The organism is Faecalicatena orotica, assembly GCF_003149245.1.
In the GTDB taxonomy this organism is placed as follows: domain Bacteria; phylum Bacillota; class Clostridia; order Lachnospirales; family Lachnospiraceae; genus Faecalicatena_A; species Faecalicatena_A orotica.
In genome coordinates, this window is the sequence record NZ_QGDL01000012.1 from 14,839 (window position 1) to 29,324 (window position 14,486).

A 14,486-nucleotide genomic window follows, 5' to 3' on the forward strand; every position below is an offset into this window, starting at 1 on the left:
AGGTTATATAATCAAAGACATATATTCGTATAGTATCCATAACCATTTATTTATACTTCTTTTTTCCATTTCCCGCCCAGATACCTTGCAAGGCACAGAATCAGACCCGTGCTCCAGGAAACCGGAAGCCCCCACCAGACAGAAGCCATCCCGAGATTCGTATACTTCAGCATAAGATAGGAAGATGCGACTCTTACAACAAGTGCAATAACCGTCGCCGTCATAGAATATAATGCATCCCCCGCGCCGCGCAGTGCACCGCTCAGATTGTTATAAAATGCATTGATCAGGTAGAACAGCGCAATCGCCCCAAGGTACCCCACACCGAATTCAATTACAACCGGGTTTACATCCCCCTTAAGGAATATGCCAATTAACTGGTATCTGAAAATGAAAATCAGAATTCCAATGCCTCCGCAGACCACCAGAGCCAGTCCGAATCCCGCATGAACGCCCTGTCTGGCCCGTTTTTCATTCCCGGCGCCTATGTTCTGGGCCACATATGTAGACAGAGCAGATCCCAGATCAAACATCGGCATCATGGCAAGCGACTCTACCTTTCCTGCCGCCGCATAACCGGCCATTGCCGCCGTTCCGAAAAGGTTGACCATCCCCTGCACACACATCACGCTGACAGAAACCGATACCTGCTGAAACATAGCTGGCAGACCCAGTCCCATAATCCTCCTGAGCATTTCACCGTCAAACACGCGCTCCTCCTTAGACATCCGCAGTATTTCAGCCTTCTTCCTAATATACAGAACACACAGAAGCGCCGATATCCCCTGAGACATGATAGTCGCAACTGCCACACCGGCAACTCCCATATGAAACACTATTACAAACAGCAGGTCCAGGATGATGTTTAATATAGATGCAATCATCAAAAAATAAAGCGGAGTCCTTGAGTCTCCAATTGATCGGAAAATTGCCGTGCATACGTTATAGGCAAACGTCAGTACAAGTCCCCCGAATACAATCCGCAGATACAGAGTACTTCCCTGCATAATTGCATCAGGAGTGCCTATCAGACGAAGCAGGGGAACTGCCAGAGCCTGGCTCACCCCTGTCAGGACCACGGCAAGCACACCCATCCCGACAATCATCGTATAAAGAGCCTTATGAAAATCCCCGATCTGTCTGGCACCGAATAACTGTGACAAAAGCACTGAAGCACCGATGGTAAGCCCGATCATAACCGCATTCAAAATAAAAGTAACAGGAAAAGACCCGCCCACGGCTGCCAGAGCGTCCGCCCCTACAAAACGGCCGACCACGACCGAATCCACAATATTGTAAAACTGCTGAAAAACATCCCCCAACAGCATCGGCAGTGCAAATCCTCCGATAATACGGGCCGGTTTTCCAACCGTCATATCCTTCATATAAAAACCTCCCTAATTCTCCCGGAAAAGAAAAAAGCAGGAAAAATACCGGCCTGCGCCTTTATTTTTCTTGCTTTTTCTTATGGGTAATCTTTGCAGACATGGGCTTTCCCCCGTACAAAGACCATTCCCTATCATTAATCATTAATCTTCTACTTCGATTTCATCCCAGTTTTCAAACGGCTGTACCCACTGTTCCGGATCGGTATACGGAATGATAGGCAGGAGCAGATATGACGGATGGTTATTGTCTCTGTATATCTTATAAGCAGTCGTAGTATTCGTAGGAATTACATTCATGTTGCCGACTTTTCCTGTCCAGCTTTCTGTATGGCACTCATTCGGGCACTGGCTTGTGATTTCCAGTTCAATCCAATGTCCTGCCGGAATAACCATAGCAGTCGGGCTCATCTCGATTACATACTCACGAACCTCTCCCGGTGTAACAGGAATAGATACGCTGTTGTCATGTACCGGTGATCCGATCGTTGATTTTTCTTCATTCAGCGGATGAGAAGCTCTCAGCGCGCCATAACGCAGCAGCGGCATTCTTGTACCATCTGGCAGTACATCAAACAGGCTGCAGACAAAGTTTGCATCCTCTGCATCAATGGAAGCCCAGAGATGTAACTCGATTGGTCCGGTAATCTCCTTAGCCTGTGCAAATCTGGATGATTTGTACACAATCTTGTTCACTTCTGTAGAAATTGAAGGCGGCAGATGTGTAAATCCATCCGGTGGAAGATCCTTATCCGGTTCTTTGTCCCAACGCAGGCGGTTGAAGGAACGTAAGTAAAGTTTCTGCCATTCCGTTCTTGCCAGCGGCCATTCGTTTTCATAGCGTGTGCCCGAGTTGATTACACAGAACTTATACGGAGGTTCATCCATGATTCCTGTGTCAACTCCCTTGAGCCAGTGATCATACCATCTTAAGCATTCTTCGTTCAATGCACGGTATGGAAGTTCCAGTCCGTCATATCCTTCAAGGACGCCAAGGCGCTTCGGAGCCTGGAGACGGTCGTCATTCATAGCAGCGAAGATCGGGGAACTCCATCTTCCAAGTGGTGACCATGCACAGTGCAGGTATACCGGTGTCTTTACCTTGTCATACATCTGGTTAGCTGAACGCTGCTGCCAGTATTCGTCATCCAGCGGATGAAGCAGGTAATCCAGATAGAACGTATGATAAGTCGGCGGCCATGTTGTCAGAATCTTTGTAAAGTATGAGTTTACCGCGATGTCAGGATCCTGCAGGCGCTCTTTCATCATTTCTTTTACTTTTTCTTCACCATACATCTTTACAGACCACGGCATCGGATTATTGGATGGGCACAGTTCCCAGTAAATGCTCATATAGGTAGACGGTACACCGCCGTAATATCCATGCTGATAGTAATCATCAACAAATGAGCAAGGCATAATACATTTCAGGTGAGGAGGCTGCTGTGCTGCTGCAAGGATCTGGCAGATTCCGAAGTAAGAATATCCAACCATACCTACATTACTGTCGCACCATTCCTGCTCTGCTGCCCATTCAATCATATCATAGATATCCAGGTGCTCCTGCGGATTATAAACGCCGTAGAATACGCCCTCGCTCTTGCCGATCCCTCTCGGGTCCGGAATGATAAATGCGTAGCCCCTCTGTACAAAATACTCAATATCGCCTGCTTCCAGACTGTGGTCAAATAAAAGGGATTCCGGCGGAATCGCTCCTCTCTTGATGCCCTGCATTTCTTTGCTGTAAGCAGACCAGCTTACCAGTGACGGGACCGGACCTGCTCCCTTCGGAAGATAAACATCTACGCAGAGGCGTACACCGTCTCTTAATGTCATCCAAACATCCTCATGCAGTTCCACTTCGTACTTAGGTCTTGACAATTTGTCCAAATTCTTTACATAGCGTTTGTCCCAGTAATTTGGCAGTACATCAATTCCAAGAACCTCTGTTATTCTTTTCTTCATAGTTTATCGTACCTCCTTTTCATGTACTAATCATAACAAAAAATGGTGTGTACAGTTGTCATGTACACACCATTTTTTAAATTTTTAGTGTCATCTCACGAGACAATCATGACACATTTTTCCGATTTTTCTGAATTCCCACTCATGATCACCTTACGGGCATTCCTTCCCGATATTATATGATCCAGAAAATTATTTTGCTGCTTTGCTGTCCAGATTAGCTTTTGCTGACTTCTCCATCTCGAACCAAGGCTCATAAGGTTCTTTCATCTTGTTGAAGATATCGTATCCCTTCTTATCCAGAACATATTTACGTCTGATAATTGTGTAAACAATTGCACAGCCATAGAATACGAGCATCGTTATCCAGTTCTTAGGCTTCATCTCAGCAATTACATAGCTTCCGAGAACTACACACATTACACCGGCAACCGTTGTAAGGATACAGTTCAGGACATGTGGTGTCTTGATATAAGCGTTCTTGTATGCATTCGGGAATTTTCTCGGCAGCATAAAGATACTCAGGAATGTAATTGGAAGCAGTAACAGTCCCGGAATTGTTGTAATCTTTACAACATCATCCAGATTGAATCCTGATAAGATTGCCACGATAGCGATCACAGAGTTAACCCAAAGGGAAACTGCCGGTGCGCCGTGTTTGTTGGACTCACAGATCTTACTCGGGAACAGTCCGTCTCTGGCTGCCGCGAAGTTGATTCTGGAGAACATCATCATTGCAGAGTTAATACTTGTTACAACAGCAAGGAGTGCACCTCCTGCCACGAAAAACATCAGCATTGCCGGTCCCATAAACTTTCCAGCAACTGTTGCAAGGTTGTCAATCTCATAGAAGTTCGGCATAACGCCTACTGTTACATATGCTACTGCTGCATAAACGATAGCTGTTACAAGTGTGCTGACAAGGTATGCGATCGGAACATTCTTGCCGGGATCCTCGATCTCTTCTGCTGAGTAGTACAGTACGTTTGCACCGATAAGACTTCCGTGCATAATTCCCATTGCTGCCCAGAGTGCTCCGAGCTGGAATGTTGTGGAAATAACTTCACTGAAGGATACCACTGTTGCTCCCCATCCGCCGAAAATATAGATGCCCAGTGCTACCAGAAGGACACCAACACAGATATTCTGTACTGTGGATGAGAACTTGATTCCAAAGCAGGAAATAATGGTAAAGATTACTACGCAGACCGCTGCTGCGATTCTGTCCGGGCATGCTGGAACCAGCATACAAAAGTATGTAGAAAACGTCAAAGCCATCGTAGCAATCTTCATGACACCTACTACCAACTCATTAAACGCATCCCATGCTCCCATAATCGGATGTACCAGCCTGGTCAGGTACATGTAGGAACCTCCGTTGGCAGGTAATGCTGATACGAGTAACATCTCAGGGATACTGCGTAAGAATACGAACAGCGCCGCACAGATGAAACCAATAACAATTCCATTACCGCCGATTATCTTGATAGCGATTGGTGTTGTAGCAAAAACACTGGCACCTATAATACTCCCGACACCCATCAAGATACAAGACAACAAACCCATTTTCTGTTTTTTCATCTACTTACCTCTTTTCTTTCTGTTATTTTTAGTTTACTATACCCAATTTCTGAATCCAAAAGTGTCAGGTATGTGACATTTAACCGATTTTGAGTTATTTCTTTTCTTTTTTTGTGCAATATGTTAAAATCTCATTAACACATAGTAAAAGAAAGGACTGTTGCTAAAATGGACAAAACTACCAGACTCCAAGACCTAAGCAAAGAAGAACAGGCTATTTTCCAGGCATTAAAGGCTACCGAACTATTAGAAAAGCTGCCTGTAAAGCAACTCATTGAACTTTCAACGCACTGCCGTCTTCTCCACAAGAAAAAAGGTGCAACAATATACAGAAAAGATGAGTCATCTAATCACTTATACATTATCAAATCCGGCTACATAATGGAATCCGTATTTTACGGAACCAGTGCTGACATTATCGTAAAAGTCAGGAGCGACGGTGAATATTTCGGGGAGATGGGCATGCTCACCAACGAACCTTACCCGAATACAGCCCTCACTCTGGAGGACTGCCAGCTTATCTCAATCCCCAAGAACTACTTTCTGGAGACTGTCTGGAGCAATACCTGTGTCTGCAAGGTTATCATTTTTGAGCTCATAGACCGTCTGCTGAACTCGGCACAGCACATGGTGAATGCCATGTATCTGGATGCCCCGGGCCGTTTAGCCTCCACAATCGTTAACCTGACAACCAACAGCAAGCAAAAGAGCATGAACATCCGGATCACGCAGAGCGCCCTCGCATTTTCTTCCGGCATGGCCCGCCAGACCGCAGCAAAGATACTGAGCGACTGGCGCAAGGAAGGAATCATCTCCACCGAGAGGGGCAAGCTTTCTGTTCTCGATTTTAACAAACTCCTTGACATCATCCTTAACAGTGAGATAGGAGATTAGTCAAAAAACTGTACTTATCTGCCGCTTCAGCAAATTTGAGGGGGCAGATTTTCCTTTTGTCAGAAATTTCACCTTGTGTCACTTTATAGACAGACAGAACTTTTTTTATTGATTATACTTAGCCTATCAAAAACGTAGGAGGTACGATTTATGAACCAAGAAGAATTTTGCGAAGTAACAGGTTTGGAGAAGGTACCGGTTTATTGGGACAGACGATATACAAAAAACCTCGACAAACTTTCAAAACCTATTTACACAGTTAAACTTGAAGAAGACGTGGAAGTTATTTTAAGAGACGGTACCAAGACTTATGTCGATGTTTACCATCCGGCAGAATTAGAGTCAGCTCCTTCCCTGATAGCTTATTCAGCTTACGGTAAGAAAATGCAGAGAATGCGCCACGGAGCACTTCCGGGAGCTTCCAACTATTTTGACCACAGCCTCGAAGCCGGAGACATTGACTTCTTCGTAGAAAGAGGGTATACGTTTATCATTCCTGACGGGCGCGGAATCGGAAGAAGTGAGGGCGAATACCTCGGAGTTTACAATCCTCAGGAGCAGGAAGATGTTTATGATTATGTAGAGTGGGCAGGAATCGACTGTCCGTGGAGCACAGAAAAAGTTGCACTGCTCGGATATTCTTATTTCGGAATCATCCAGTCACTTGTTGCCGCCCTCCAGCCGCCCCACCTTGTATGTATTATGCCTCTGAGCTATACAGACGACTATTACCAGCATGGATATTACGGTGGTGTTGCAGATACATACATGAACATGTACTGGGAACTCTGCCCGTCCAATAACCCGACCACATGGACAAGCAAAATGATGTCCGAGGACGAGATGAAAGACCTGATCGAAGAAGTACAGAAAGACCCGGATATCGGTATGAACACCTATTTCAACAAGATGTTCAATGTATGGCCGCCGAAATACCATACTTTCTATCTTGATTACCTGCTTCATCCACAGGAGGATGATTTCTGGCGTCCACGTTCCATGAAATACAAATACGACCAGATCAAAGTACCTGTATACTTCAAGTGCGGATGGGCTCCTCAGGGCCGCTGGTCAGCACCTGTGTTTAACGCAATGAATTCAAAGGAACTGAACGTTTACAAACGCTGTGGTGTTATGGAAGGCTACAACGGAATGGAACTCCCATACCGCTTCATGAACGAAGAAATGCTTCGCTGGTATGATTACTGGATGAAGGGTGTCGACACAGGTATCGTTGACGAGCCACCGATGAAGCTGAACATCTTAGGCGCTGGTTATCGTTATGAGAATGAATACCCGCTGGAAAGAACACATTGGAAGAAACTATACCTCCATACATTTGGCAACCTCCGCTGGGAGCCTGTTGTAGAAGGTAATCTGGCACCTGACAGCTTCACACACCGTCCTCCGTTCATTACAACAGAGGTTGAAAAGCTGACATACCGCACAGACCGCTTCAGCCGTCCGACCGAGTTCACAGGACCGATTGAACTGCACCTGTGGGCTTCTATCGACAGCGATAATGCAAACTTTATCACAAAAGTATGGCAGATTACAGCCGGCGGAACAAGAATGCCTGTTTCCCGTACAGGATCTTTAAAGGCCTGCTATCCTCTTGACGAAGAAAAGAGCGAAATCGGACGTCCGGTACACGATTATACAAAGAAAGTACCTGTTGTTCCGGGAGAAATCAAAGAATACGTCATTGAGATTAACCCAATCGGTATGGTATTTGCACCTGGCACCGCTATCGAACTTGAGATCAAAGCGATGGATAACTTCGAGCCTCAGAGCGGGGCTTGGCAGGCAAAGATGGACCACCTTGGACCGATCCCGAGCGTTAAGACAATCAACTATAAGATTTACAGAGATAAGGATCATCCTTCATACATCCTTATGCCTTATATTCCTTCAACACCACCGGAACTGTGGCTTCAGCCTATATGTGATGACGATATCGTTATCGGCGGAAGCGGAAAAGGCAACACACATTAATCCCTTACCTCATAATTCCTTCTTTCAAACGAAAATGCCCCCTGACTGCCATCAGGGGGTATTTTCATTTATAAAATATTATCTTTTATTAAACTTCAAAAATAAGGTCACCGTATGAAGGCATTGGCCATACGTCTTTATCCACAATCATTTCCAGTTTGTCTACTGGAGCACGTAAGCTCTCCATAGCCGGAACTACATCGGTATAATAGTAATTTGCCTGAACAGCGCCTTCTTCTTTGGCTGCCGCTTCTTCCGTCACCTGAATCAGGACATTCAGTGCATTCCTGGTCTCTACCAGAAGGGCAGAAACTTCTGCAAGCAGTTCTGACTGGACAGATGCATCGGCGCCTGCTGTTTTAACTGAGATAACTGTATCCGCCAGAGTCTTTGTATAGCCCATGATTGCAGGGATAATCTGCTTGCTCGTCATGTCGATCATGGTACGTGCCTCAATATTGATTGCTTTTGCATAAGACTCATACTGAATCTCTGCACGTGACTCCAGCTCAGCCTTTGTAAATACATTAAATCTTTCAAACAGATTAACGGCTTTTTCTGTCGTCATAGCAGGGATGGCTTCCACCATTGAGCGGATATTCGGAAGGCCTCTTCTTGCCGCTTCCTCAACCCACGCCTCTGAGTATCCGTCGCCGTTGAATACGATTCTCTGGTTTTCTATCGCATATTCCTTGATCAGGTCGTGTACCGCCTTATCAAAATCATCCGCTTTTTCCAGAATATTACATACATCTGCAAATGCTTCCGCAACAATCGTATTCAGTACAACATTCGGAGCCGCAACAGAATCACGGGAACCAACCATACGGAATTCGAATTTATTACCGGTAAATGCAAATGGTGAAGTTCTGTTTCTGTCTGTTGCATCTTTTGCCAGGTCAGGGAGTGTCTTAACACCAGTCTCAAGCGTTCCGCCCTTCAGGCTGTGTGTAGCCTCTCCTGTGCTGATTAACTGTTCCAGCACATCCTCGAGCTGTTCTCCTAAGAATACAGAAATAATCGCCGGCGGTGCTTCATTTGCCCCCAGCCTGTGGTCATTACCGGGATCTGCAGCAGACTCACGGAGCAGGTCCGCATGCTTGTTCACGGCCTTCAGGATACAAGTCAGAACGAGCAGGAACTGTGTATTCTCATGAGGTGTTTTGCCCGGCTCGAGCATGTTAATCCCATCGTCTGTTGTCAGTGACCAGTTGTTGTGCTTACCGGAACCATTCACACCTGCGAACGGTTTCTCGTGGAGAAGACACTTCATCCCATGCTGGCTTGCAACCCTTTTTAATGTCTGCATAATCAACTGATTGTGGTCGACCGCGATATTCGCCTCAGCATAGATCGGTGCCAGCTCATGCTGTGCCGGTGCCACCTCATTATGCTGCGTCTTAGAGGAAACCCCGACTTTCCACAGCTCTTCATTGACATCTTTCATGAAAGATGCGATTCTCTGGCGGATCGTTCCGAAGTAGTGGTCATCCAGCTCCTGCCCCTTTGGAGGCATTGCACCAAATAATGTACGCCCTGTATAGATCAGGTCTTTTCTTTGTTTAAACTTTTCCGCATCCACTAAAAAGTATTCCTGTTCCGGTCCTACAGACGGAGTAACCTTTTTAGAGGTTGTATTTCCAAACAGACGCAGAAGTCTCAATGACTGCGCCCCTACCGCCTCCATAGATCTCAAAAGCGGCGTCTTCTGATCAAGTGCTTCCCCCTTATATGAGCAAAAAGCTGTCGGTATACAGAGTGTGGCTCCGGCTGCGTCTTTTCTGACAAACGCCGGTGATGTACAGTCCCATGCAGTATAGCCTCTGGCCTCGAATGTAGCACGAAGACCTCCTGACGGGAATGAGGATGCATCAGGCTCCCCCTTGATCAGCTCTTTACCTGAAAAGCTCATCAGCACCTTACCGCTCGGAAGCGGGGCTGAAATGAAAGAGTCATGCTTTTCTGCTGTTACACCTGTCAGAGGCTGGAACCAGTGCGTATAATGTGTCGCGCCTTTTTCAATCGCCCACTCCTTCATCTCATGGGCTATGACATCAGCCGTCTCTAAATCCAGTTCCTTACCTTCCTCAATTGTTTTCTTCAGGTTTTTGTAGATCTTTTTCGGCAAACGTTCCTGCATCACAGTTTCATTAAACACGTTTTCCCCAAAAATATCTGCAACATTAACAAGTTCAGTATTCATACTTCCTTCCTTTCTTTTGCCTTTCATAAGACAAAAAAAGGCACTCCAAGCTGACTTGGAACGCCTTTGTTCGTTTCTACGTTTGTCAGTATACCTCAATCGTCTAAAAAAGGCAAGCAAAATTTAAAATTAATTTATTCAGCTTTTCCTACTGATCCGAATAATTCCATCTTTTCCTTAACTGTTGCAATGATTGCATCAGCGCCCGGTTTCAGTAATTTACGCGGGTCAAAGCCTTTTCCTTCCAGATCTTTTCCAGCTTCAATATATTTACGTGTAGCAGCTGCAAATGATAACTGGCATTCAGTATTAACATTGATCTTAGCAACGCCTAAATCAATTGCCTTTTTGATCATATCTTCCGGAATACCTGTACCACCGTGAAGTACTAAAGGCATGTCTCCTGTAAGCTTCTGGATTGCATCCAGAGTCTCGAAGCTTAAGCCTTCCCAGTTCTCAGGATATTTTCCGTGGATATTGCCGATTCCTGCTGCGAGGAAATCAATCCCGAGGTCTGCGATCATCTTGCACTCTGCAGGATCAGCACACTCGCCTTTGCCGATTACGCCGTCTTCCTCACCGCCGATTGATCCAACTTCTGCCTCCAGTGACATTCCGTGCTCTTTTACGATACCTACAAGCTCTTTTGTCTTGGCAACATTCTCTTCGATCGGATAGTGGGAACCGTCAAACATGATAGAAGAAAAGCCTGCTTCCACACACTTTAAGCATCCTTCATAGCTGCCGTGGTCCAGATGAAGCGCTACAGGAACAGTGATGTTCATCTCTTCCATCATACCGTTCACCATACCTACAACAGTCTTATATCCTGTCATATACTTTCCTGCACCTTCAGATACACCTAAGATGACCGGAGAGTTTAATTCCTGAGCAGCTGTTAAAACCGCTTTTGTCCACTCCAGGTTGTTGATGTTAAACTGTCCCACTGCATAATGGCCAGCCTTTGCCTTCTGAAGCATTTCCTTTGCTGATACTAACATATTCTCTTCCTCCACTTCTAACCCGGCGGATATACACCGCCCGGCATGTTTGTTATAAAATCTTATATCTGTACTGTACAGCTACAAAATCTTTTTCTTATTATAGCTTATTAACGTAAAAAAGACAATCCGCAATTGTTACAATTAATCTGGCATAATACGGCAGGAAATGAAAAACTATTCATATTTCCCACGTTTAAAAGGGTCTGTACAGCAAACACGTACAGACCCTTTCCCTGATTTCCTGTTCTTTTTTACGATTACAGATTCATGGCAGTCTCATAAGCCGCCCAGATCGCATCCATCACATTTGTAGGCTGCTGAGCGTCACCGATCAGGTGCACATGCTCCCCTTTGATCTTCTCATAGAGGGACTGGTTCGGGATATATCCGACTGATACAACAATATGGTCTGCCGGGATCTCATGTTTTACCTTCAGTCCCTGAGGTCCTACCGCAAACATGCGTTTCGCCCTGTTGGCCGCATTCGGGTAGTTCTTCTCTGTTTCGATAACCGTTGCAATACCATCCTGATAGCTCTCGACAACCGCATTTTTAATCACTTTTACTTTATAATAATCTAGAATCTCCATCAGCATATTATAGTTAGCCGCTGACAGACCGAACGCGTTCAGGATTGTCTCCGCCATCTCCACGATTGTGACTTTTTTACCTTCTCTTCCAAGCAGGTAGGCAATCTCACATCCTGTCAGGCCCCCGCCGACAATGATTACATTGTCGCCTTTGATATCTGTATTCCTCAGAGTATCAATCGCATATGTCACATTCTCTGCATCGAATCCGGGGGTATCCAGCCTTCGTTCCGCTGCACCTGTCGCCACAAAGATTTCATCATATCCTGCCGTCATTTTTTCTGTAACTTCTGCATTCATATGTACGTTGACCGGCAGGTCCGTCATTTGCTTCTTATACCATTTCAGCAGGTTCTTGTCGTCATCTTTAAAATCAGGCGTTGCAGCCGCAACGAATACTCCGCCGAGTTCCCCTGTCTTTTCATAGAGGTCCACGTCATGGCCGCGCAGTGCACAGACTCTTGCTGCTTCCATACCGCCTAAGCCTCCGCCGATGACAAGGACTTTTTTCCTGACATCCGCAGTTTTTAATTCATAACTCTTCTCACGTCCGCAGGCAGGGTTCACTGCACAGCTGATATCCTTCCCCTGGAAAATCCGTCCCAGACAGCCCTGATGGCAGGATATACACGGACGGACATCATCCAGCCTACCCTCATAGAACTTATGTCCGAGCTCTGCATCGGCAAGCAGCGGGCGTCCCATTCCGAGAATATCCATTTTCCCTTCTGCAATTGCCTCCTCGGCAAGATCCGGGTCATCAAAACGGCCCGCACAGACCACAGGAATATTCACGGCCTTCTTAACCTCTGCGACATCCTTTAAATTGCATGCTTTAGGCATATATACCGGGGGATGCGGCCAGAACCAGGAATCATAGCTTCCATTGTCACAGTTCAGCATATCATATCCGAATTCTTCAAGCTTCTTCGCAACAGTGATCCCCTCTTCCAGATCCCTGCCCTTTTCCTCGAATTCCTCCCACGGAAGTGCACCGCGGTTAAAGTCTTTTACATAGCTTCTTACGCTGTAGCGGATAGAAACCGGAAAGTCTTTTCCACACTTCTCTTTGATCGCCTCTACGATCTCCCTCGGGAATCTCAGGCGGTTCTCAAGGCATCCGCCATATTCATCGGTACGCTTATTGTAGAACCCGATTGCAAACTGATCCAGCAGATAACCTTCATGGACGGCATGAATCTCAACACCGTCGCCCCCGGCCTGCTTTACAAGGTAAGATGCCTCTGCAAAGTTTTCTACATATTTATGGATTTCTTCCTTCGTAATCCCGCGGTTCTTCACTGTCGGGTCCCATACATTCTGAATCGGGGCCGGTGCGGGAAGTATCTTCCAGTCAGTCTCACTCTCCAGATGCGCCGCGCGTCCTGTCATCGCAGTCAGCTGGACAAACATCTTAGAACCATATTTATGGACTCCGTCCATCAGATACTTCATCTCTTCTACATATTCATCCGGGAAACATACAGGCGTACGCACCGGAATCGGGATAATCGGGACTACCCCTGAAATAATCAGCCCCGTTCCGCCCTTTGCACGCTCGATGTAATAATCCGCCCCATCTTTCGTATAGGCCGCGGTCTTCTGATTCATAAGGCGCGGTGAGAAAACTCCCATCGGCATCATGGCGATACGGTTCGGCAGTTCAACACCTCCTACCTTAATCGTGGAAAATAAATGTTCATACTTTGTAGACATAGGCATCTCCTTCCATCCTCTTGGATTGCTCCGTTTTACGAGCAATTTTTGATCCGTTTATTGTTCTGTTAAAATAATAACACTTCTCCCCTATAAAATCCATTGACACAGAATACAATTCGGCGAATTTTATTTTGTGAAATATGTCCAATTCTGATTTGCTGTATTGTCAAAAACAGAATCTGCATGTTATCCTAGTGTATATAAAGCAGGTCCGCCCGTTACCGCCCCCTTGCGGGGCGTTCACAGTAACGTCCGCTTTGCCGTATATAAGGGGGAATATTATGAAACCACAGACAAACCGTCAGAAACAGGCTCTGGCAACCAAACAGAAAATCTTTTCCTGCGCCTTGTCTTTATTCGCACAGAAGTCATACGAGAGTATAACAGTTCAGGATATCTGTAATGAGGCAGAGGTATCTGTAGGTGCTTTCTATCATCATTTTCAGAGCAAGGATAACATTCTGGATGAGGGTTACCGGCTCTTTGACCAGCAGTCTGAAGAAGCCTGGAACCAGGGACACCCCGATGAACCGCTTGAAGCAATCCGGTTCCTCATAATGGAGCAGGCCCATTCAATGGAAAATATGGGTGCGATGGCAGCGCTCCAATACTTCAAGCATCAGCTTTCCAGCAATGAAAAGTATATCCTGAACCCTGACCGCTTTTTCTATCAGACCATCCTGCATGCCGTTGAAGCAGAAACAGAGACAGGAACCCTTCACGGTGATTCTACTGCGATTACAGAGGATATCCTTGGAGTTTCAAGGGGACTGATTTATGACTGGTGCCTTCATGAAGGGAGCTATACACTTTCCGAACGGTCACAGAGGATTCTGGATATGATAATTAGTTATTATAAAGAATAAATAATAACTACTACAGAGCGACACCTTGACAATAACATATTTACCCAGGGAACCGTTGGGGCGTTATGTCAGCCGCCGGACGAATGAAAGGAGGCTGGTGCTGATGGTTACATATGATGAACTATTCACATTTGTGATTATGCTTTGCGCTGTTATTACTCTTGTTGTAATGCTTACAAAACGCAAAAAATAGCGCCCCTGCTCTGGTAAAGTAAGGCGCTATCTTTATAACACTTATTTTCCGGCGGTCAGGTGTACGCTGACCAACGGTTCTCTTGTTAAGT

The 14,486-nt window shown here is 45.8% G+C and carries 9 protein-coding genes; 3 read left to right on the top strand and 6 right to left on the bottom strand.

From position 1 onward, the window contains the following. Window positions 1-50: 50 nt before the first annotated feature. The 3 genes from A8806_RS18285 to A8806_RS18295 form a co-directional block, all read right to left on the bottom strand. Window positions 51-1,385, bottom strand: coding sequence for an MATE family efflux transporter (locus A8806_RS18285; protein ID WP_109732608.1), 1,335 nt, complete (start codon window positions 1,383-1,385; stop codon window positions 51-53). Between the two features lie 144 nt (window positions 1,386-1,529). Beyond that, window positions 1,530-3,350 carry a CocE/NonD family hydrolase gene (locus A8806_RS18290; protein ID WP_109732609.1) on the bottom strand — a complete coding sequence of 607 codons (1,821 nt, stop codon included), beginning with the start codon at window positions 3,348-3,350 and terminating at the stop codon, window positions 1,530-1,532. Window positions 3,351-3,542: 192 nt separating this feature from the next. Then, complete coding sequence (locus A8806_RS18295) at window positions 3,543-4,931, bottom strand: APC family permease (RefSeq protein ID WP_109732610.1); 1,389 nt, start codon at window positions 4,929-4,931, stop codon at window positions 3,543-3,545. 168 nt (window positions 4,932-5,099) lie between these two features. Here A8806_RS18295 and A8806_RS18300 point away from each other — a divergent pair, with 168 nt between their 5' ends. Then, window positions 5,100-5,825 carry a Crp/Fnr family transcriptional regulator gene (locus A8806_RS18300; protein WP_109732611.1) on the top strand — a complete coding sequence of 242 codons (726 nt, stop codon included), beginning with the start codon at window positions 5,100-5,102 and terminating at the stop codon, window positions 5,823-5,825. 150 nt (window positions 5,826-5,975) lie between these two features. Further along, complete coding sequence (locus A8806_RS18305) at window positions 5,976-7,820, top strand: CocE/NonD family hydrolase (RefSeq protein WP_109732612.1); 1,845 nt, start codon at window positions 5,976-5,978, stop codon at window positions 7,818-7,820. An 88-nt stretch (window positions 7,821-7,908) separates the two neighbouring features. Here A8806_RS18305 and A8806_RS18310 read toward each other — a convergent pair whose 3' ends face one another. From A8806_RS18310 to A8806_RS18320, 3 genes are all read right to left on the bottom strand, one after another. Continuing rightward, window positions 7,909-10,023, bottom strand: coding sequence for a glutamine synthetase III family protein (locus tag A8806_RS18310; protein ID WP_109732753.1), 2,115 nt, complete (start codon window positions 10,021-10,023; stop codon window positions 7,909-7,911). Window positions 10,024-10,157: 134 nt separating this feature from the next. Then, window positions 10,158-11,024, bottom strand: coding sequence for a class II fructose-1,6-bisphosphate aldolase (gene fba, locus A8806_RS18315; RefSeq protein WP_109732613.1), 867 nt, complete (start codon window positions 11,022-11,024; stop codon window positions 10,158-10,160). A 260-nt stretch (window positions 11,025-11,284) separates the two neighbouring features. Beyond that, window positions 11,285-13,333 (bottom strand): oxidoreductase, encoded by a 2,049-nt coding sequence (locus A8806_RS18320; protein WP_109732614.1) that lies wholly within the window; start codon window positions 13,331-13,333, stop codon window positions 11,285-11,287. 284 nt (window positions 13,334-13,617) lie between these two features. Between A8806_RS18320 and A8806_RS18325 the strand changes: the two genes are divergently transcribed. Beyond that, the gene (locus A8806_RS18325; protein WP_181368776.1) at window positions 13,618-14,202 is read left to right on the top strand and encodes a TetR/AcrR family transcriptional regulator; all 585 of its coding nucleotides are present in this window, start codon (window positions 13,618-13,620) and stop codon (window positions 14,200-14,202) included. The last annotated feature ends 284 nt before the right edge of the window (window positions 14,203-14,486 follow it).

Bases quoted from the DNA above. Each gene is read 5' to 3' on its own strand.
- A8806_RS18295 (WP_109732610.1), bottom strand. From the start codon at position 4,931: ATGAAAAAACAGAAAATGGGTTTGTTGTCTTGTATCTTGATGGGTGTC.
- A8806_RS18305 (WP_109732612.1), top strand. From the start codon at position 5,976: ATGAACCAAGAAGAATTTTGCGAAGTAACAGGTTTGGAGAAGGTACCG.
- A8806_RS18285 (WP_109732608.1), bottom strand. From the start codon at position 1,385: ATGAAGGATATGACGGTTGGAAAACCGGCCCGTATTATCGGAGGATTT.
- A8806_RS18290 (WP_109732609.1), bottom strand. From the start codon at position 3,350: ATGAAGAAAAGAATAACAGAGGTTCTTGGAATTGATGTACTGCCAAAT.
- fba (WP_109732613.1), bottom strand. From the start codon at position 11,024: ATGTTAGTATCAGCAAAGGAAATGCTTCAGAAGGCAAAGGCTGGCCAT.
- A8806_RS18310 (WP_109732753.1), bottom strand. From the start codon at position 10,023: ATGAATACTGAACTTGTTAATGTTGCAGATATTTTTGGGGAAAACGTG.
- A8806_RS18320 (WP_109732614.1), bottom strand. From the start codon at position 13,333: ATGTCTACAAAGTATGAACATTTATTTTCCACGATTAAGGTAGGAGGT.
- A8806_RS18325 (WP_181368776.1), top strand. From the start codon at position 13,618: ATGAAACCACAGACAAACCGTCAGAAACAGGCTCTGGCAACCAAACAG.
- A8806_RS18300 (WP_109732611.1), top strand. From the start codon at position 5,100: ATGGACAAAACTACCAGACTCCAAGACCTAAGCAAAGAAGAACAGGCT.